Origin of the sequence: Tardiphaga sp. 813_E8_N1_3 (assembly GCF_051811025.1) — a bacterium.
Classification (GTDB): Bacteria; Pseudomonadota; Alphaproteobacteria; order Rhizobiales; family Xanthobacteraceae; genus Tardiphaga.
Genome location: NZ_JBPWQE010000001.1, coordinates 5353760 through 5374567 on the forward strand (window position 1 = coordinate 5353760; position 20808 = coordinate 5374567).

Below are 20808 nucleotides of genomic sequence, written 5' to 3' on the forward strand. Positions count from 1 at the left end.
CGCTCAGTCTTACTACAGCGCCGATCAGGACTTCGGCCGCGGCGGCACCTGGGCAAATTCCTTCGGGAATACGACTTGCTGATCCTGCTCAGGAGTCCATTGGATGAACATCGCAGAACCATCCTTGAGCAGACGGTCTTCCGCGAATTGCAGGCCTTTCGGCTTGGCAATGTAGAGGTTCGGATCCCCCGCCGAGATGTTGACGTTCTTCAGCGCGTCAAGCAGCGCCTCGCTCTGCAGCGACTTGGCATTCTCGAGCACCTGCTGCAGCACGCGCGCCGCCTGGGCGTATTGCACGGCGCCCTGGCCGATTTTTTCGAGCTTGGCGACATCGCGCAATTCCGTGACGATCTTCTGCATCGAGTCGATCTTGGCGCCGGCGCTGAAGCCGGTCATGCCGAACAGGTTCTTCGTCAGCACGGCCTTGCCGATCTCGGGACCGAGATCCTTCCAGAGCGACAGATCCGAATAGCCGCCGGTGCCGCCGCAGAAGATGCTGCCGTGATAGTTCAGATTGTAACGCGCCTGATGCAGCAAGATGCCGTCGCGCGGCGTCACGAGGCCGACAACGACGTCCGGCTTGAGCGAGCGAATACGAACCATGGCCGCGGTCTGGTCCTGCGCACGAATATCGAGCGCAGCTTCGCCGATGATCTGGATGCCGCTGGCCTTCAGTTTCTCGACCAGAAACTTGTTGGACTGCTGGCCGGCTTCGTAATTCGAATAGGCCATGACAGCCGTCTTGATCGGAAACTTGAAATCGTCACGCAGCGAGATGACGAAATCATGCATGGTCTGCGCATAACCGCGATCATAGGGATATCCCAGCGTGAACATGTAGTTCGACTGCGATCCGCCGGCCCAGACCGACAGCGTCGGAATCTTGGCTTCGTCGACCACCGGCGTCAACGCCAGCATCTGTGCGCTGAGAATGGTGCCGGTCAGAAGCTGCACCTTTTCCTCGGTGATCAGGCGCCGTGCTTCGGCAGCAGTGCGCGCCGGCTGGCTGGTATCGTCCGCCAGCACCAGCTCGATCCTGGCACCTCCCTTGCTCTTGATACCGCCCTCGGCATTGATCTTCTTGATGATGTATTCGAACGCCGGCTGGCCTTCCTGCGCATAGGCCGCAAGACCGCCGCTCATCGAATTGACCATGCCGATGCGGATCGCCGGCTCGGCGGCGCCGGCACCGCGAATGAACGGAGCAGCGATCGGCCCTGCCAGAACAGCTGAGGCACCAAGTCCAAACGTGCGGCGGGTCATGGTCATGTCATATCCTCCGATGCACAACGTCGCTGAAACGGCGTGCTTTCTTGTTCTGTTACTGGGCGCTGAAGTGTCGAACACTGCGGTACAGATTGGGAGTCTGCATATCGCAGTCAGGCAGCGTTTTTTGGACTTAGCCGCCTTTGCGCAGCTGCGTCAAATTGCGGCGCAAGGAAATCGCGAATGAGGGCCATGCATCCGCGATGGGGCTTTCACAGTCGAGCAATCGCAAAGCCTGCACGCGGAAAATGTACAACCGTCGCGCCGACATCGGGATCCTCACGCCGCAAAGCGATGCTGTCACGTCCGCCAGAAACAAATGCGCCGATGACGGGATCGAAACCCCAATCGGTCGGCGTGACCGATATCATCGTGCCTTCCGCAAAGGGACCATGCTGATCAGCCACACCGTCATCGTAAGCAGTACGAGACGTCGCCACAGGTTGGCAAAGCCGCGCCGTCTCCAGCGCTTGCTCGGGTGACAGATCCTCAACCTTGCCGTGCCCCAGCGAAGCCACCCGGTCCATCCACGCAAGGACATGCGGATGCTCGGCAAGACCTTCGCTTTCGCCAAGATTGCCGCGCGCGTACCAGAGCGGGTGGTAGACGGCGATGTCGGCAAGTGACGGCGCGTTGCCGAGCAGGAATGCGTCGCCATGCGCAAGCCAATCGCTGAGCCAGACGAGATGAACGCGAAACTGGTCACGCAACGCTGGAAGCAGCTCACGCATCTTCGCGCTGTCCCAGCCATCGAACTTACCTGACGTGAAACTCGCGCGATCAGCATGCAGCTCCGGCGGGAAACGATCGCCGTTCAGGCCAAAGACCAGCCCAAGAACATTGGCAAAGAGCGTGCGATCGGCCCAGGCCGCGATGATATCGGCCTGACCGCGCGTGCCCACCGGATAAAGCGTCGGCTCGGGAAAACGTTGCTCAAGCTCCGCGAGAATGCGGCGCGTATCGCAATAGACGTCTGCGCCGATCTGCAGCACCGGAATGCGGCGATAGCCTCCGGTGAGCGGCACAAGCTGTGGCTTCGGCGCGATCCGCGGCTGGATCACCGAGCGCCAAGACAGACCCTTCAATCCGAAGGCGACGCGCACCTTCTCGGCAAACGGCGAACGCGGATAGTGATGCAGAACAAGATCGGTCGCCGTCACTGCATCCCTTGCCCGTCAGCTATGTCGCATGCACCGCCGTCATCGCGCCGGCGGAATACATCGCCTCGAATTCGGCAATCGGATGCGGAAGTCCATCCGGACCGGTGATCTCAACATCCCAGCTGCCGTCATCGAGCAGCTCCCTGGCCTTCTTGACAGCTCCGGCCGCGTTGTCGCGGCGGAGTGAAACAGTCCCTGACGTATCGGTTCCCCTGACGAAAAACGGCAAGTCACGTCCTCCCTGTATGAGGCGCCCCGCAATGCGAGACCGCGCGCGACATCTTGATCGCGTCACTCCGCGCATCAGACCACAGGACTCACGGCAATTCCAGCAACTTGCCGTCGCAATCATCATGAACCTGTTATGCAGTCCCGCGCTGCGCTGCGGGACGCGTCAACACGAAGAAGACGAGTGTGCAGACGGTCAGGAATACCGCCATTGAGATTAAAACTGCGGGCAATCCCCAAGCGGCAGCGATCGGACTGGTAGCCGATTGCATCACGGCGGTGCCGAGGAAGAACGACAGGTTTGCCGCAGAGAGCGCCTTGCCAATATTCTCGGCAGCAACGACCTGGCGGATCATCGCATAGACGAGCGGCTGCATCGCCACGAGAAGGCCGATGACCACAAGCAGGCCGGTATCGACTGCCACCGGCATCACTGGCAGGCCGAAAAGCGTGGCCAACGGATAGCCCGGTGCACCGAGCGCCATCACGAGCAGCAGCGCAGCGGCACACAAATGGACCGTAAACAGCAGCGCGCGGCGATGACCGAGCTTGCGATCGAGCAAGCCCGACAGCGCCGGCCCAATCACCAGCGCCACCGTAAACAACGCCAATACATTGCCAGCCTCTATCCGCGATAGTCCCTTGATATTCATCAGCCAAGGGCCGGCCCAAAGGCCACGCAACACGAGCTGAACCGCCAGCGACACGAAAGCGAGGATCACGATACCGCGCACCGCGCGGGAGACACCGAGTTGCAGAACCGAAACCATCTCACCCAGGAGCGCGCGCTGTTGGCCTTCGGGACGCGGCGACGGGACAATAACCGCGATCAGCATGGCCACGACAATAGCCGCTGCCGCCGCAATCCAGAAGCCGGCGCGCCAACCCCAATGCTCGACGACATAAGCCAGCGGACTGGCCGACAAAAGCAGCCCCGCATTGCCGAATGACAAAATGATGCCGGACCACAGACCGAACTGCGCTGGTGTCAGCCGCTTGGCCGCGAGCGTCATCGGGCACATCAGCATGCCCGACGTCGCCATGCCGATCGTTGCCTGCGACACGAAGAACGACAGCGGCCCGGTCGACAGCGCCGCGATCGCCGCGCCGCAGACCGTACCGGCGAACAGCACGAGCGACACCGTGCGGATGCTGTAGCGATCCAGCGCGACGCCGACCGGGATCTGCAGGAGCGCGAAGAAAAAATGATAGGCCGAAGTCAGTGCGGCCAACGTCTGCGGCGTAACGCCGAGATCGGTCGACATCAAATCGATCGCGACCGCAGGCGTGGTGCGCAGCATGTTGGACAGCACATGCCCGCAGGTCAGAATGAGCATGGCGGCCACGAGGGCCACGCTCACGGGCGGATCGATGGCAACGGGCTTAAAGGCAGAAGAGTCGGCAGCACTGGTCATGGCGCTCGCCTACGCGGAAACACGGCGCTCATCAACCGCCACGAAAGCCGTGGCGGTCATGCTCTCTCAATGCTGCGGTGCAGCTTAAGCTGCAGATGCCTCGATCCGGATCGGGATCGATTTGTAAGCCGGCGTTCCCGACTTCGCATCATACTGGTCGAGCGACACGAGCACATTGGCCTCGGGATAATAGGCCGCGACCGATCCTTGCGGGATGTTGTAAGCCACCGCCGTCACCCGACGCAACGCGCGCGGCGTGCCGTTCGGACGGTCCAGCACGATGTCGATCAGATCGCCGTGGCTCAGTCCGCGGCGGGCGAGGTCCTGCTCGTTGACGAACACCACATCGCGCCGCCCGGTGATGCCGCGATAGCGATCGTTCATGCCGTAGATCGTGGTGTTGTACTGGTCGTGGCTGCGCAGCGTCGTCAGTGTCAACGCGGTCTCGGCGGGGCCGTCCTCATAGAGGCCGGAGAAAACCAGGAACTGCGCCTTCTCGCTCGGCGTCAGCCACTCCCGTTCCGAGGCGGCGTTGCGCAGCCGGAAGCCACCCGGCTTCTTGATCCGCGCATTGTAATCCCCGAATGCCGGAAAGACCGACTCGATGGCGTCGCGGATCTTGCTGTAGTCGGCGACGTAGTCCAGCCACTTCACCTTAGTATTCGGCAAAGTCGCGATGGCCATATCGGCAACGACCGCGGTTTCCGATTTCAAATGCTCCGACGCCGGTTTCAAACCGCCGCGCGAGGCGTGCACCATCGACATCGAGTCTTCCACCGTCACCAGTTGCGGCCCGGTCGCCTGCACGTCGATCTCGGTACGGCCAAGGCATGGCAGGATGATCGACTCCTTCGCAATCAGAAGATGCGAGCGATTGAGCTTGGTGGCGATATGCACCACGAGATCGAGGCTGCGCATCGCCGGATAGGTTTCCTCGGGATCGGACATCGCCACCGCGAGATTGCCGCCAAGACAGATCAATGCCTTCGAACGTCCATCGCGGATTGCCTTCACAGATGCGACGGCATCGTGACCATGCGCACTCGGCGGCTTGAAGTTGAAGGTACGTTCGATACCGTCGAGCAGCGCGGCGTTGGGTACTTCGGTGATCCCCACGGTGCGGTCTCCCTGCACGTTGGAGTGCCCGCGCAGCGGCGAGATGCCGGCGCCGGGACGGCCGATGTTTCCGCGCAGCATCAGGAGATTGGCGATCTGCTGCACGTTACCGGTGCCATGGCGATGCTGGGTAATACCCATGCCGTAATTGATGATCACGCTCTTGGCCTCGGCGTAGATGTTGCCGAGGTTTTCGATATCGGCGCGCGGCAGGCCCGACGATTTTTCGATCGCCTCCCATGAGGTCGCGTCGAGATCCGCGAGCAGCGTCTCGATGCCGTTGGTGTGTTCTGCGATGAAGGCGCGGTCGAGCACGCCGGGACCGCCTTGGGCCAGGCTCGCGACGTCGAGCGCTACGACGGTCTTCATCATGCCCTTCAGCACGGCAATGTCGCCACCGACCTTGACCTGGTAATAGGTCGACGAGATCTGCGTGGAGCTCAACGTCAGCATTTCCGCTGGATGCTGCGGGGATGTGAACCGTTCCAGCCCGCGCTCGCGCAGCGGATTGATTGAAACGATGGCAGCACCGCGCTTGGCGCATTCGCGCAGCGTCGTCAGCATGCGCGGATGATTGGTGCCGGGATTGTGCCCGATGCAGAACACAGCGTCCGCATGGTCGAAATCCTCCAGCGTCACCGTGCCCTTGCCGACGCCGATGGATTCCGGAAGGCCGACGCTGGTGGCCTCGTGGCACATGTTGGAGCAATCGGGGAAATTGTTGGTGCCGTATTCGCGCACGAACAACTGATACATAAAGGCTGCTTCATTAGAGCAGCGGCCCGACGTGTAGAACTCGGCCATGTTCGGATCGGGCAAAGCGCGCAGGCCCGCACCGATCCGCGCCATCGCATCTTCCCATGAAATCGGAAGATACTTGTCGCTAGCCTGATCATAGGCCATCGGATGGGTGAGACGCCCCTCGTTTTCGAGGTCGTGATCATGCCATTCCCAGAGTTCGCTCACCGTATGGGCCGCAAAGAATTCCGGCGTCGTACGCTTGGCCGTTGCTTCCCACGACACCGCCTTGGCGCCGTTCTCGCAGAACTCGAATGACGACGTATGCTTTGGATCGGGCCAGGCGCAACCTGGGCAATCGAAGCCGTGCGGCTGGTTCATCGTCAGGAGGCCGTGCGTTTCGTTGACGACTGCCATCTGTCCGCGCACCGCGTCGGCCACCGCCTTCAATGCGCCCCAACCTGCGGCGGCACCTTTATAGTCTTCGACGCCCTGAACCTGCTTCTTCGCCATCGCGATCCATCCTTCGTCGTCAGGGCCCATATGGCCTAATTCCGCCTCGTAGCATTAAAGGCTGCATTGCTGCGAATAGATGCCATCAACTTTGATTGACCGAGGCTGCGCTGTATTGAACGATGCGAATGTCGGGACACCTCTCGCGAACGCTATCGCCCGATTGATATTTTGAATGGAGCGCCGATGACGTCTTCTTCCCTGTTCCAGCCGCTGCAAGTAGGCCCGTATCGATTGAGCCACCGCGTCGCGATGGCGCCGCTGACGCGCATGCGCGCCGAGAAGACATCTCTAGCTGCATGGACGCTCAATGCCGAATATTACGCGCAGCGCGCGACCGAAGGCGGACTGATCATCGCCGAGGCGTCGCAGGTCATGCAGGAAGGACAAGGCAACCCGAACACGCCGGGCATTTATTCGAAAGAGCAGATCGCCGGCTGGCGTCAGGTCACTGACGCCGTACATGCCAAAGGCGGCATCATCTTCCTGCAGTTGTGGCATGTCGGCCGTGCCTCACATTCCTCGTTCCAGCCCGGCGACGGGCTTCCGGTGGCGCCGTCAGCCATTGCGATCGACGCTATCACGCGGACGGCTTCAGGCGAGACGGTATCTTACGAAACACCCCGCGCTCTGGAGACCAGCGAGATTCCCGGCATTATCGACGCCTACCGGCAGGCCACGCGCAACGCCAGGGAAGCCGGCTTCGACGGCGTCGAGGTGCACGGCGCCAACGGCTATCTGCTCGAACAATTCCTGCAGACCCGCAGCAATCAGCGCACCGACCAGTATGGTGGCTCAATCGAGAACCGCGCCCGCCTGTTGCTCGAAGTGACCAATGCCGTCATCGGCGCCTGGAGCGCGGATCGTGTCGCCGTCCGCCTGTCGCCCTATGGTGTCTCGAATGACTCCGGCGAAGCCGATCCGATGCCGCTCTACAGCTATGTGGTCCGTGAGCTCGACAAACTCGGCCTCGCCTACCTCCATTTCGTCGAGCCGCGCACCAGCGGCGTCGGCCGCGCGGAAGTGTTTCATAACAATGTGCCGAAGGCCTATGAGCTGTTCCGGCCGCTGTGGAAGGGCGTGCTGGTCACCGCCGGCGGATTCGACGGCACCTCCGCCGAGGAGGCCGTCGCTTCCGGCAATGTCGATATCATCGCCTTCGGCCGCCCGTTCATCGCCAATCCGGATCTGCCGGAGCGTATCAAGCGCAAGGCGCCGTTCACGCCTTATAACCGCGCGACGTTTTACGGCGGCGACGTGGCCGGCTATACCGACTACCCGGTCATGGGCGCAGGCTAGGCTGCGGATTATTCAATAGAAAGCACTTCTGGCGCGCTATAGTCTGTGTACGGCCCGTAGCGGGTCAGGAGTATCGCCCCATGGATTCCACCCTGTCAGCCGCCGAGCTCGACGATCGCATCGCCATCCTTCGCGACAATATCCGGCAGTTGATCGAGCAGGCCACCGCGGCTTCCGGCGAGAGCAACGAGGAGCGCACCGCGGATCGGCTGGCTCAGCAGAATGAGGAGCTGGACCGGCTGATCGCCCAACGCGACGCCTTGGGCAAATAGCGGAGACGACCACGGACTGGAGGCCTGCCCGGTTGTCGGGCGGGATGCGTAAAACCACGGCTTTTCCTCCAGTAAACTTTTGGCTAGCTTGGCTGCATGAATGTTCAAGCCAAGATCGACATCAAGCACTCCACCTGCCCTCATGATTGCCCCTCCGCCTGCGCCCTCGATATTGAGGTGATTGGCGGAAACACGATCGGCCGGGTTCGCGGCTCCAAGGAGCAAAGTTATACCGCCGGCGTGGTCTGCGCGAAGGTCGCGCGCTATGCCGAGCGCATCCATCACCCCGAACGGCTGATGTACCCGATGCGCCGCACCGGGCCGAAGGGCTCCGGCCTTTTCACCCGCATCACCTGGGACGAGGCGCTCGACGAGATCGCTTTGAGGTTCAACGAGGCCGAGCGCGACTTCGGTGCGGAGTCGGTGTTTCCCTATTACTATGCCGGCACCATGGGTCTGGTGATGCGCGATGGCATCAACCGCCTCGCCAATGTGAAGAAATATTCGCGCTTCTACTCGACGATCTGCGCAACAATCGCCTGGGCCGGCTTCGCCGCGGGTACGGGCAAGGTAGCCGGCGTCGATCCGCGCGAGATGGCGAAGTCGGACCTGATCGTCATCTGGGGCACCAATCCTGTATCGACGCAGGTCAATGTGATGACCCACGTCTCCCGCGCCCGGAAAGAGCGCGGCACCAAGCTGGCGGTTGTCGACATCTACGACAACGACACCATGAAGCAGGCCGATATCAAGATCCTGCTGCGACCCGGCACCGACGGTGCCTTCGCCGCCGGCGTGATGCATGTGCTGTTTCGCGACAACCTTGCAGATCGCGACTATCTCGCCAAATACACCGACCACTCGCCCGAGTTCGAGGCGCATCTGGCGGCGCGCACGCCGCAATGGGCCTCAGCCATTTGCGGCGTGCCGGCCGCCGAAATTGAGGCCTTCGCGCATCTCGTCGGCGAAAACAAACGCAGCTATTTCCGCCTCGGCTATGGCTTCACCCGCAGCCGCAACGGAGCCGCGCAGATGCATGCAGCGCTGTGCGTGCCCACCGTTACCGGTGCCTGGCAGCAGGAAGGCGGCGGCGCTTTTTTCAACAATGCCGCGATCTGGAAATTCGACAAGACACTGATCGAGGGCCTCGACGTGCTCGACGAGAGCGTTCGGCGCCTCGATCAGTCGAAGATCGGCCGCATCCTGACCGGTGACGCGGAGGCCCTGCATAACGGCCCGCCGGTCAAGGCAATGCTGATCCAGAACACCAATCCGATGACGGTGGCACCCGAGCAGGCCTTGGTGCGGCAGGGTTTTGCCCGCGAGGACCTGTTCGTCGCGGTGCATGAGCAGTTCATGACCGAGACCGCCATGATGGCCGATATCGTGCTGCCGGCGACCATGTTTATGGAGCACGACGATCTCTATTACGCCGGCGGCAACCAGCACATCTCGGTCGGCGCCAAGCTGATCGACGCGCCGGAAGAATGCCGCTCGAACCACGACGTTCTTCAGGGTATAGCCACCCGCCTCGGCGCGAAACACCGCGCTTTCGATATGCATCCGCGCGATATCATTGACGAGACGCTGCAAGTCAGCGGCCGCGGTGGCATCGAAGGGCTGGAGGCCGACAAATGGCGCGACATCCAACCGGATTTCCGCACCTCGCACTATCTCGACGGCTTCGCCCATGCCGACAGCAAATTCCACTTCAAGGCGGACTGGTCGAAAGTGCCGATGCCCAATGCTGGGCTGATGGGCGCATGGGACGAGATGCCGTCATTCCCCGACCACTGGGCGGTGATCGAACAGGTCGATGAGGCGCATCCGTTCCGCCTGGCCACCAGCCCGTCGCGCTCGTTCCTCAACACCTCGTTCAACGAGACGCCATCATCGCAGGCCCGCGAGGGTGCACCCAGTGTGATGATGCATCCGGTCGATGCTACGAGATTGGGAATCGCCGATGGCGATGCCGTGACGCTCGGCAACACGCGCGGCGAGACGACACTGACCGCGCGCATCTTCGACGGCTTGCGCCGCGGCGTGCTGATTGCGGAATCGGTTCACCCGAACAAGGCGCATATCGGCGGGCGTGGGATCAACATGCTGACCGGTGGTGAAGCCGTCGCACCCTATGGCGGCGCGGCGTTCCACGACAACAAGGTGTGGGTGAAGAAAGCGTAAGGAGAGCACAACACTCTCCGATGTCATCCCCGCCTAGCGCGCCGGAGGCGCGCGCGGGGCGGTGATCCATACACCTCAAAGTAAATGGTTAGAACGCGATCAGCGTAACTCTGCCGTTTCAACCATGCTCTCGGAAGTTATGGGTCCCCGCCCCGCGCGCGCCTTCGGCGCGCTAGGCGGGGACGACAACCGAGAGGGCAGAGCTCCGCCTCAATAGAGAGGGCAGCGCCCTTCCCGCTACCTCGCATCCTCCAAAATCATGTCCGACGCCTTCTCGGCAATCATGATCACCGGCGCGTTGGTGTTGCCCGACATCAGATCCGGCATGACCGACGCGTCGATCACACGCAGGCCTTCCAGCCCACGCACGCGCAGCCGTTGATCGACCACCGCTTTCGCGTCATTGCCCATCCGGCAGGTCGAGGTCGGGTGATAGACGGTACTGCCGCGCTGACGGCAGTAAGCGAGCCATTGCTCGTCGGTCACCGTGCCCGGGCCGGGCTCGACCTCCTTGGTCACGAAGGGCTTCATCGCCGGCGCGTTGAGCATGTTGCGCAGAATCTTCAGACCTTCGACATTCGCCGTGCGATCCGTCTCCGTGGCCAGATAGTTGATGCGGATGGCCGGTGGCACCGAAGGGTCGGCACTCTTGATGCGTAGTGAACCGCGGCTTTCCGGGCGCAACTGACAGACCGAGGCTGAAAAGCCGGAGAACGAATGCAGCTTCTCGCCCATTTTGTCGGTGGAGAACGGCAGGAAGTGGATCTGGATATCCGGCGACGCCATGCGCGGATCGGTCTTGAAGAAGGCGCCTGTGGTACCGGCAGCATAGGTCAGCGGTCCCGTGCGGAACGCCGCATATTGCAGACCCATCATCGCCCGGCGAACCGGATGATTGACGAAATCATTGAGCGTGATCTTCTGCGGACACTCCATCACCATGCGGACCTGCATGTGATCCTGCAGATCACTGCCGACACCGGGGGCATCGAGAAGGACTTCGATACCGTGCTCCTTGAGCAGATCAGCGGGACCGACGCCGGAGAGCTGCAGCAGTTGCGGTGAATTATAGGCGCCGCTGGAGACCAGCACTTCCTTGCGTGCGCGGGCCTTGCGCACCACGCCGTGCTGCTTGAATTCGATGCCGATGGCACGCTTGCCTTCAAACAGGATGCGTTGTGCCAGCGCTTCGGTCTCGACGCGAACATTGCCCTGCTTCAGCGCCGGGCGAAGATAGGCCCGCGCGGTCGAGGCACGACGACCGCCCTTTGTTGTGGTCTGGAACCAGCCAGCCCCTTCCTGCGTCGCGCCGTTGAAGTCGTTGTTCACCGGAATGCCTGTCTCGGCAGCTGCAGCGATGAAAGCTTCCGACAACGGATCGGGGCAGCGCGAATCCGACACCGGCAGCGGGCCGCCGACGCCGTGATACTCGCTCGGCCCGCGCGTCTGATTTTCCGCCTTCTTGAAATAGGGCAGCACATCGTCATAGCCCCAGCCGGCGTTCCCCAACTGACGCCAGCGATCGTAATCCTCGTGCTGGCCACGCACATACAGCAGCCCGTTGATGGAGCTGGAGCCACCGAGCACTTTGCCTCGCGGTTGGAAGACCGAGCGTCCATCGAGGCCCGGTTCGGGCTCGGTCTGGTACATCCAGTTGACGGTCTTTTCCTTAAACAGCTTGCCGTAGCCGAGCGGCACATGGATCCAGATATTGCGATCCTTCGGGCCGGCCTCGAGCAACAGCACCGAATATTTGCCAGAGGCCGACAGGCGATTGGCGAGCACGCATCCGGCGGAGCCGGCACCGACGATGATGTAATCAGCCTCAATGGCATCAGCCGACGCGCGATGCGCCGACGCAGTTTGACCGCTCATGTTTCCCCCGATTGTTTTCAGCAACTGAAAACGGAAATGACGGGGATGTAAATGGGCGCGGCCGGAAGCATGGCACGCATGCGGCTAGAATCGTCGCAATGCGAAAGCGGGAGACTGCGTGAGGTAAACCTCTCCCCGCTCTGCGCGGGGAGAGGTTTAAGAAAGCAAGCGTCAGGCGTAGCGGCTGATCGCCAGATCCTTGACATCCAGCTCCGGTGCCTTGCCAGAGATCTGGTCGGACAGCACGCGGGCGGTGCCGCAAGCCATGGTCCAGCCGAGCGTGCCGTGGCCGGTGTTGAGATGAAGATTGCCGAGATGCGTGGGGCCGACGATGGGCGGGCCATCGGGCGTCATCGGCCGCAAGCCACTCCAGAAGGTCGAGCGCGAGAGATCGCCGGCGGTCGGAAACAGATCGGTCACCGACTTGTCGAGAGGCATACGGCGCGGAGCGGTGGGCACCGGGTGATAATTGCCGACTTCGGCGGTGCCGCCGACGCGGATGCGGTCACCAAGGCGCGTGATTGCCACTTTGTAGCTTTCGTCCATGATCGTCGACTGCGGCGCGACGCTCTCGTCCGTGATCGGCACAGTGAGCGAATAGCCCTTCACCGGATAGACTGGCGCGTCGATACCGAGCGGACGCAGCAGCAGCGGCGAGAAGCTGCCAAGCGCCATCACGTAACTATCTGCGGTGAAGACACCCTTGTCGGTCGTCACCTGCGCGACCCGGCCGCCGGTGACATCCACGGACTTGATCGTGGTCTCATAGACGAATTTCACCCCAAGCCCGGCGGCGATCTTTTCCAGCCGCTGCGTGAACAGATGGCAGTCGCCGGTCTCGTCCTCAGGCAGGCGCAAGCCACCGACGAACAGATCCTGCACCCCGGCAAGGCCCGGCTCGTATTTCACGCAACCGGCGCGATCGAGCACCTCGTAGGGCACGCCATATTGCTTGAGCACGTCGATATCGCCGCCGGTGGCATCGAGCTGCGACTGTTTGCGGAACAGCTGCAGCGTGCCCTGACTGCGATCGTCATAGGTGATGCCGGTCTCGGCGCGCAGTGCGCGCAGGCAATCGCGGCTGTATTCGGCGATGCCGACCATCCGCGACTTGTTCAGCGCATAGCGTGCGCTTGTGCAGTTGCGCAGCATCTGCAGCATCCAGCGCCACTGGTGCGGATCGGCTTGCGGCCGCACCACCAGCGGGCCGTATTTGTCCATGATCCAGCCGAGCGCCTTTTTCGGCACGCCGGGGCCGGCCCAAGGCGATGCGTAGCCGGGCGAGACTTCGCCAGCATTGCCGAACGACGTTTCTAATGCCGCGCCGGGCTGACGGTCGATCACCGTCACCTCATGGCCTGCCTTGGCCAGATAATAGGACGTGGTGACACCGATCACGCCCGCGCCAAGAACCAGGACCTTCATCGCACCGTGCCTCCAGACCGGGCGGTCCACCGCACATCGATCTCATCCGAGTAAATTCTCTCATAGCGCTGACCCAGCGAGGTCAGCATTTCATAGCCAATGGTGCCCGCGGTTGCGGCCAGCGCATCGAGCGACTGATGCCCACCGATGATCTCCACTTGCGATCCCTGTGCCAACATACCGGGCGGCAGATCACCGAGATCGACGGTCAGCGAATCCATCGACACACGCCCGGCAACCGCCAGCCGCCGTCCGCGGAAATAGACCGCGCCGCCATTGCCGAAGGCGCGCTGCAAACCGTCGGCGTAGCCGATCGCCAGCGTCGCCAGCCGCGTCGGCTTCGTTGCCTGAAAATTCCAGCCATAGCCGACATGGGCATCAGCCTCGATCTCGCGGGTCTGGATCACCTGCGCGGTGAGTCGCACCACCGGCAGCATCGGATTGCATTGCGCGGGATTGGGATTGAGACCGTAGAGCGCGGCACCGGGGCGGACGAGGTCGTGATGGTACTCGCGGCCAAGGAAAATGCCTGAGGAGTTGGCGAAGGATTTTCGCGCGCCGGGAAAGCGCTTCGCAAGCGTCCGAAACGCCGCAAGCTGATACGCATTGGCCGGATGTTCCGGCGTATCGGCGCAAGCGAGATGGCTCATCACCACCTGGATATCGAGGGTGCTGGTGTCCACCCCCGAGAGATCAGCGAGCTCACGCGGCGACATGCCCAGTCGCGACATGCCGCTATCGACCTGAACGACCGCGGGCAGAATCCGGCCGCGTTGCCGCGCCTGATCCGACCAGGCCTCAAGCTGTTCGCGCGAATTGAGCACCGGAACGATACCGGCTTCGGCGCAATCGCGCTCGCCGCCTGAGGGCAGACCGTTGAGCACATAGATCGCGACATCGCGGGGCAGATGGGTCTGGAGATCCAGCCCTTCGTCGAGATGTGCCACGAAGAACGTGCGGCAACCGGCGCGATAGAGCGCGGGCGCGACGCGATCGGCGCCGAGGCCATAGGCGTCGGCCTTGACCACGCCGGCGCAGGTGACGCCGGGGCCGACCCGCTCGGCCAATAGCCGGTAGTTGCGTGAGATGGCTTCGAGATCGATGGTGAGCACCGCGCTCGCGTGCCGCGTGCCCGTTCCGCCTGTCCAAGGTGCCAGCATCACATCCCCCGCCACGAATGATCGCAACGGCAGTATCTCACCTTCCGCATGGCGCTTTACGGCGATTCCGGCCGCTGCTACGGTCATAAACGGTGATTATCGGCGTAAATTTACGTCCTTGTAGAGAAATCCTGCAAAACTTTGGCGAGAACCATGGCAAGCGACCTCGATTCGACCGACCGGAAGATCCTTCGCGAGGTGGTCCGGGATGCCCGGATCAGCCAGATGGCACTAGCGGAGAAAGTCGGCCTGTCACCCACCGCCTGTACTCGGCGTCTCACGGCCCTGGAAAAGAAGGGCGTGATCAAAGGCTATGCCGCCGAGATCGACGCGTCCGAACTCGGTTACATGATGACGGTGCACGTCCACATCACGCTCGACAAGCAGAGCGAGGACGCCCTGTCCGCCTTCGAGCGCGAGATCGCCAAATGCCCGGATGTCGTGTCGTGCTACCTGATGTCGGGCAATGACGACTATCTCGTCCATGTGCAGGCGCGCGACATGGAAGACTATGAGCGCATCCACAAGCAGCACCTCTCGCGGATGCCCGGCGTGGCGCGGCTGCATTCGAGCTTCGCGATGCGCAGCGTGGTGAAGCGCGGTGTCTCGGTGTCCGCGCTGACGGGCTGAGCTTGCTTAACCTCTCCTCGCTTGCGGGGAGAGGGAAGCAGGCGCGCTTAATTCGGATGCAAACCCGGCGCTTCCTGGCCGGTGCGTTCGACATATTCGGTATAGCCGCCGCCATATTGCTGGATGCCGTCCGGCGTCAGCTCAAGCACGCGGTTCGACAGCGCCGCGAGGAAGTGGCGGTCATGCGACACAAAGAGCATGGTGCCTTCATAGTCAGCCAGCGCCTTGATCAACATTTCCTTGGTTGCCATGTCCAGATGGTTGGTCGGCTCGTCGAGCACCAGGAAATTCGGCGGATCGAACAGCATCTTCGCCATCACCAGGCGTGCCTTTTCGCCACCGGACAGCACGCGGCAGCGCTTCTCGACATCGTCGCCGGAGAAACCGAAGCAGCCGGCGAGCGCGCGCAGCGTGCCTTGCCCCGCCTGCGGGAATGAGTCTTCGAGATTCTGGAAGATCGTGCGCTCGCCATCGAGCAGATCCATCGCGTGCTGCGCGAAATAGCCGAGCTTGACGCTGCCGCCGATGGTGACGTTGCCGTTGTCGGGTTCGGCCGCGCCGGTCACAAGCTTCAGCAGCGTCGACTTGCCGGCGCCGTTGATGCCCATCACAGCCCAGCGCTCTTTGCGGCGCACCGAGAAATCCAGCCCCTCGTAAATCGTGCGGCTGCCATAGGCCTTGTGAATGCCTTTCAGGCTGACGACGTCTTCGCCCGAGCGCGGCGCCGGCAAAAAGTCGAACGACACGACTTCGCGGCGCTTCGGCGGCTCGACGCGCTCGATCTTGTCAAGCTTCTTGACGCGGCTCTGCACCTGCGCGGCATGGGACGCGCGCGCTTTGAAACGTTCGATGAACTTGATCTCCTTGGCCAGCATCGCCTGCTGGCGCTCGAACTGCGCCTGCTGCTGCTTCTCGTTCATGGCGCGCTGCGCTTCGTAGAATTCGTAATCGCCGGAATAGGACGTCAGCGATCCCGAATCGATCTCCATGATCTTGGTGACGATGCGGTTCATGAATTCGCGGTCATGCGAGGTCATCAAGAGCGCGCCCTCGTAACCCTTGAGGAAGCCTTCGAGCCAGATCAGGCTTTCGAGATCCAGATGGTTCGACGGTTCGTCCAGCAGCATCACGTCGGGCCGCATCAACAGAATGCGGGCCAGCGCCACGCGCATCTTCCAGCCGCCGGACAGCTTGCCGACGTCGCCATCCATCATTTCCTGCGTAAAGGACAGACCGGCAAGCACTTCGCGAGCACGGCCTTCCAGCGCGTAACCATCGAGTTCCTCGAAACGCGCCTGCACTTCTCCGTAACGCTCGATGATGGTGTCCATATTGTCTGCCTGATCCGGATCGGCCATCGCCGTCTCCAGTTCCTTCAACTCGCCCGCGACCACGGCGACCGGGCCGGCGCCCTCCATCACCTCGGCGACGGCGCTATGGCCCGCCATTTCGCCGACATCCTGGCTGAAATAGCCGATGGTAACGCCGCGCTCGACCACCACCTGACCTTCGTCGGGCAGTTCACGGCCGGTGACCATCCGGAACAGGGTCGTCTTGCCGGAACCGTTGGGGCCGACCAAGCCGATCTTCTCGCCCTTCAACAGCGCGCCGGCGGCTTCGATGAAGACGATCTGATGACCGTTCTGCTTGCTGATATTGTCGAGGCGAATCATGGGAACTACGGGCTCACGGGACAGGATTTAGACCTGCCAATAAGGCATCCGGCCCCTGTACGGAAGGATATTTTGCACCGCAAAAGAACTAGGTGCCCGCCCGCATCTCGTTCAGGCTCTTCATCAGGATTTCCGCGAAAGTCGCCGCGGCTACCGGTAGCGTGCGACCGCGCAACTGGCACAGCACCAGATCGGCAGTGGGCACGTCACGGGTATCGATCGGGCGGCCGACCAGCCCCATGCCGAGGTTCCCAGTGGGAGCCCCGATCTCGATCTGGAACGAGATCATGTTGCAGCGGAACACCAGCCCGCGCAGCATCTCGAAGGAGTTTGATTCCGCGAGCATGTTGAGGCGCAGATCGCGCCGGGTCGTGACCTCATCGAGAATCTGGCGGCCGCTCAAAGTCCGATCCGGCAGGGCTGCGGGATAATCGACACAGTCGGAGAGGCGCAGCATTTTTTTGGCCGCCAGCGGATGATCTGAGCGGGTGATCACCACAAGACGCTGGGGAAGGCTGGCGATGACGCGCAGTGACGGCCACATCGCCGGACGATGCACCAGAGCGAGATCGACGTCGTAAGCCGCCAGCGCGGCCAGCGCGCGCTCGTGATCCATCACCTTGAGGTCGAACACCACTTTCGGATGCTTCTTCTGGAACGCGGCAACGCGCAGCGCCAGAAAATCCAGCGCCAGCGCCTGGCTGCAGGCGATCTGGATCGGACCGCGCCGCAGACCTCTGAGATCCTCCACCTGCGATCTCATCCGCTCGGCATCGGCAATCTGGCTGCGCGCGTAGCGCACGAACATCTCGCCGGCGGTGGTCAGCTTCACGCCCCGCGGCCGGCGCTCGAACAAAGGCGTGCCGATTTCGGCTTCGAGGTCCTGGATGCGCCGGTTCATCGCGGAAGGCGTCAAGTTGAGCAGTTCCGCGGCGCGGCGGATCGAGCCGGTGCGGGCCACTTCGACCACATGGGTCAGCAACCGCAGATGCCTCATTGCCCTCGCCTCTCAAGTGATGCCTTTTTTACACCGGTCACTGGAAAAGATAGCAGCAGATGTGACCACTCGAATAGGTCTATCGTGATTCACACAGGAAGATAGTCGCGAGAGCGACGCCGCCCACCGACCAATCATGTCACGTTTCGCAACAGGAAAGCATCGATGACCGAACACCGGGCACTTCGTGGATTACTGACGCTCGTGTTAGCCTTGGCCGTAGCCGCAGGAACACTCACTCTTGCCCAGGCTGCCGGGCCAACCAAAATCAAGTTTACCCTCGACTGGAAAATCCAGGGTCTGCATGCGTGGTACTACTGGGCGAAGGCCAAAGGGTACTTCAAAGATGAAAATCTCGACGTGACGATCGATCAGGGCGAAGGCTCGGCGGCGACCGTCACGCGGATCATGTCGGGCGCTTATGATGCCGGCTTCGGCGATATCAACGCCATCATTCAGAACGCCGCCACCAAGCCGGACGATGCACCGGTGATGGTCTACATGATCTATAACAAGACGCCGTTCGCGCTGCTCAGCAAGGCGGATGGACCGATCAAAACTCTCAAGAATCTCGAGGGATCCAAGCTTGCCTCGCCTTCCGGCAGTGCGTCGCTGAAACTACTGCCGCTGCTCGCCAAGCAGAACGGCATCGATTACAGCAAGATCAGCATTCTGCAGGTTTCGCCGGCCTTGCAGGAACAAATGCTGCTGCAGGGCCAGGTGGATTCGATCGCGGTGTTCGCAGCCACCAGCTATCTCAACCTGGTGTCGCTCAAGGTCGATCCCGACAAGGACTTCCGCTGGAACTTTTATTCTGACGCCGGCCTCGACCTCTATTCCAACGGCGTAATGGTGTCGCAGAAGCTGCTGAAGGAACATCCGGAGGCGGTGAAAGGTCTGCTGCGCGCCATTAACCGCTCGATCAAGGAAACCGTCCAGGCACCGGACGCCGCCATCGACCTACTCGCCACCGAGGAACCGCTGATCAAGAAGGATATCGAGAAGCGGCGCCTGACCTATGTCTACAACAACTTCATCAACACGCCAGAGGTCGGAGATCTGGGCCTCGGCGAGCTCGATCAGAAGCGCTTGGGTTCGGCGATCTCCACCATCGTCACCTCGTTCGAACTGCCGCGTACGCCAAAGCCCGACGAGGTGTTCAACGATACGTTCCTGCCGGCCAAACCCGACCGGATGCCCCCAACCATTGCGCCGTAATGATAACGACTCGCCCCACCGGCGCGCCGCATCGCATCACCTGCGCTCATGTGCTTGGCCCGGACGGGCCGATGCCCGGCGCGCAGGTGATCGCGCTGCAGGACGGCAAGATCCAGTCGATCGCGCCGACAACTGAAGCAGCAGAGCCGATCGTGGCGCTGCCCGCCTTGGTCAATGCCCACGACCACGGCCGCGCGGTCCGGACCAGCTCCATCGGCGCCGACGCCAAGCCGCTGGAGTCCTGGATCCACTATCTCGCATTGTTTCCTGCGGTCGATCCCTATGTAGCGGCCTGCGTCGCGTTCGCCAGCAGCGCGGTGGGCGGCGCCGGTATCGTCATGAACCATTATACCCGCGTGCAGGGCTTCACTGATCTGCCGACCGAACTGGCCGAGGTATCGCGCGCGGCACGCGATGTCGGCGTGCGCGCCGGCCTCGCCGTGGCAATGAGAGATCGCAATCCTTTGGTCTACGGTCCCTCGGAACCTGTGCTGGCAGCGCTGCCGCCGGACGTTCGGGCGGAGATCGCGCAGCGCTTCACGCGTCCGCCGCTGTCGCCGCGCGATTACATGACGCTGGTGGACGAGATTGTCTCCGCGGCCGATGGCCCGAAATTCGATGTGCAATATGGTCCCAATGGCGTGCAGTGGTGCAGCGACGCGCTGTTGCAGGCGATCGCCGAAGCCTCGGCACGCACCGGCCGCCGCGTCCACATGCATCTGCTCGAGACCAAGTATCAACGCCAGTGGTGCGACGCCAATTACCCTGGCGGCGTAACCCGCATGCTGGACGAGATCGGCCTGCTGTCCCCGCGGCTGACGCTGGCACATTGCGTCTGGGCCCGGCCCGATGAACTCGAACTTCTGGCCGAACGCGGCGTCGTCATTTCGGTCAATACCAGCTCCAACCTGCATCTGCATTCGGGCCTGGCTCCCATGACCCGGATGTGGACCGCCGGATGCCGGATCGCCCTCGGCATCGACGGCAAAGCATTCGACGACGACAACGATGCACTGCGCGAGCTCCGACTGTCACATCTACTTCATGCCGGCAGCGGTTTCGATCAAGTCGTGACCCGCCACCGGGCGCTGCATGAGAGCGTAAGCAACGGCCGCTTCGCCGTCACCAATATCGCCAGCGACGGCGGCCTGCGCGACCGCGCCGATGCGGACATGCTGCTGCTGGACTGGAACGCCCTCAACGACGACGCGCTGCGCAGCGATCTCGACCCGATCAATCTCCTGTTCTCGCGGGCAACCGCGCGCCATATCCGGGAGGTGATCGTCGCCGGCCACACTATCGTGCGCGATGGACATGTCACCGGGATCGACTTCACGGCCGCGCGGCAGGAGATTCTGGCGCAGATGCGTGCCGGCATGCCCTCTGGCGAGAACCTGGCTGGGGCCATCGCCGCGCTCGACAGCGTGATTACCGCAAGCTTTTGCGGATGCTGCTGACGCGCCTGCGCCTCGCGGCTCTGCAAGAGCCGGCCCGAACAACGCGTTATCTGGACAGCTCCGAGTGAGGCCTTTTTTGCACCGCTTAAGCAAAAGGATAGCAGCAGATAAGTTCACTCGGATAGGTTTAACTTTGCTCCTGAGGGCGCCGGAGGCAGAAACACCCCACCGGCCGATCGTGT

At 62.2% G+C, this 20808-nt stretch carries 16 protein-coding genes; 6 read left to right on the forward strand and 10 right to left on the reverse strand.

The window, feature by feature from the left end:
* Window positions 1–24: 24 nt before the first annotated feature.
* The 5 genes from AB8A33_RS25340 to AB8A33_RS25360 form a co-directional block, all read right to left on the reverse strand.
* A complete protein-coding gene (locus AB8A33_RS25340; RefSeq protein ID WP_439095316.1) occupies window positions 25–1269 on the reverse strand; it encodes an ABC transporter substrate-binding protein in 1245 nt (414 codons plus the stop codon).
* A 209-nt stretch (window positions 1270–1478) separates the two neighbouring features.
* On the reverse strand, window positions 1479–2426 hold the full coding sequence (locus tag AB8A33_RS25345; protein WP_439095317.1) for a glutathione S-transferase family protein: 948 nt from the start codon (window positions 2424–2426) through the stop codon (window positions 1479–1481).
* Between the two features lie 19 nt (window positions 2427–2445).
* The gene (locus AB8A33_RS25350; protein ID WP_439095318.1) at window positions 2446–2655 is read right to left on the reverse strand and encodes a hypothetical protein; all 210 of its coding nucleotides are present in this window, start codon (window positions 2653–2655) and stop codon (window positions 2446–2448) included.
* A gap of 133 nt (window positions 2656–2788) precedes the next feature.
* Complete coding sequence (locus tag AB8A33_RS25355; protein WP_439095319.1) at window positions 2789–4069, reverse strand: MFS transporter; 1281 nt, start codon at window positions 4067–4069, stop codon at window positions 2789–2791.
* 84 nt (window positions 4070–4153) lie between these two features.
* Window positions 4154–6436 (reverse strand): FdhF/YdeP family oxidoreductase, encoded by a 2283-nt coding sequence (locus tag AB8A33_RS25360; RefSeq protein ID WP_439095320.1) that lies wholly within the window; start codon window positions 6434–6436, stop codon window positions 4154–4156.
* 186 nt (window positions 6437–6622) lie between these two features.
* On the opposite strand from AB8A33_RS25360, the gene AB8A33_RS25365 reads away from it, so the two are divergent.
* The 3 genes from AB8A33_RS25365 (at window position 6623) to AB8A33_RS25375 (ending at window position 10191) form a co-directional block, all read left to right on the forward strand.
* Window positions 6623–7735: an alkene reductase gene (locus tag AB8A33_RS25365; protein ID WP_439095321.1), complete on the forward strand. Its 1113-nt coding sequence runs from the start codon at window positions 6623–6625 to the stop codon at window positions 7733–7735.
* Window positions 7736–7815: 80 nt separating this feature from the next.
* On the forward strand, window positions 7816–8007 hold the full coding sequence (locus tag AB8A33_RS25370) for a hypothetical protein (RefSeq protein ID WP_081422070.1): 192 nt from the start codon (window positions 7816–7818) through the stop codon (window positions 8005–8007).
* 96 nt (window positions 8008–8103) lie between these two features.
* The gene (locus AB8A33_RS25375) at window positions 8104–10191 is read left to right on the forward strand and encodes a molybdopterin-containing oxidoreductase family protein (protein ID WP_439095322.1); all 2088 of its coding nucleotides are present in this window, start codon (window positions 8104–8106) and stop codon (window positions 10189–10191) included.
* A 237-nt stretch (window positions 10192–10428) separates the two neighbouring features.
* On the opposite strand, the gene AB8A33_RS25380 is transcribed toward AB8A33_RS25375, so the two are convergent.
* The 3 genes from AB8A33_RS25380 to alr all read right to left on the reverse strand — a co-directional run bounded on the left by AB8A33_RS25380 (window position 10429) and on the right by alr (window position 14651).
* Window positions 10429–12066 (reverse strand): GMC family oxidoreductase, encoded by a 1638-nt coding sequence (locus tag AB8A33_RS25380; RefSeq protein ID WP_439095323.1) that lies wholly within the window; start codon window positions 12064–12066, stop codon window positions 10429–10431.
* A gap of 171 nt (window positions 12067–12237) precedes the next feature.
* The gene (locus tag AB8A33_RS25385) at window positions 12238–13491 is read right to left on the reverse strand and encodes a D-amino acid dehydrogenase (protein ID WP_439095324.1); all 1254 of its coding nucleotides are present in this window, start codon (window positions 13489–13491) and stop codon (window positions 12238–12240) included.
* Window positions 13488–14651 (reverse strand): alanine racemase, encoded by a 1164-nt coding sequence (gene alr / locus AB8A33_RS25390; RefSeq protein ID WP_439095325.1) that lies wholly within the window; start codon window positions 14649–14651, stop codon window positions 13488–13490. The genes AB8A33_RS25385 and alr overlap by 4 nt, the downstream gene beginning before the upstream one ends.
* 153 nt (window positions 14652–14804) lie before the next feature.
* Between alr and AB8A33_RS25395 the strand changes: the two genes are divergently transcribed.
* Complete coding sequence (locus AB8A33_RS25395; RefSeq protein WP_068737711.1) at window positions 14805–15281, forward strand: Lrp/AsnC family transcriptional regulator; 477 nt, start codon at window positions 14805–14807, stop codon at window positions 15279–15281.
* 47 nt (window positions 15282–15328) lie between these two features.
* Here AB8A33_RS25395 and AB8A33_RS25400 read toward each other — a convergent pair whose 3' ends face one another.
* A complete protein-coding gene (locus tag AB8A33_RS25400; RefSeq protein ID WP_315840170.1) occupies window positions 15329–16954 on the reverse strand; it encodes an ABC-F family ATP-binding cassette domain-containing protein in 1626 nt (541 codons plus the stop codon).
* 88 nt (window positions 16955–17042) lie between these two features.
* Window positions 17043–17951: a LysR family transcriptional regulator gene (locus AB8A33_RS25405; RefSeq protein ID WP_439095326.1), complete on the reverse strand. Its 909-nt coding sequence runs from the start codon at window positions 17949–17951 to the stop codon at window positions 17043–17045.
* 165 nt (window positions 17952–18116) lie between these two features.
* Here AB8A33_RS25405 and AB8A33_RS25410 point away from each other — a divergent pair, with 165 nt between their 5' ends.
* Window positions 18117–19169 carry an ABC transporter substrate-binding protein gene (locus AB8A33_RS25410; protein ID WP_439095327.1) on the forward strand — a complete coding sequence of 351 codons (1053 nt, stop codon included), beginning with the start codon at window positions 18117–18119 and terminating at the stop codon, window positions 19167–19169.
* Window positions 19169–20626, forward strand: coding sequence for an amidohydrolase family protein (locus AB8A33_RS25415; RefSeq protein ID WP_439095328.1), 1458 nt, complete (start codon window positions 19169–19171; stop codon window positions 20624–20626). The genes AB8A33_RS25410 and AB8A33_RS25415 overlap by 1 nt, the downstream gene beginning before the upstream one ends.
* The last annotated feature ends 182 nt before the right edge of the window (window positions 20627–20808 follow it).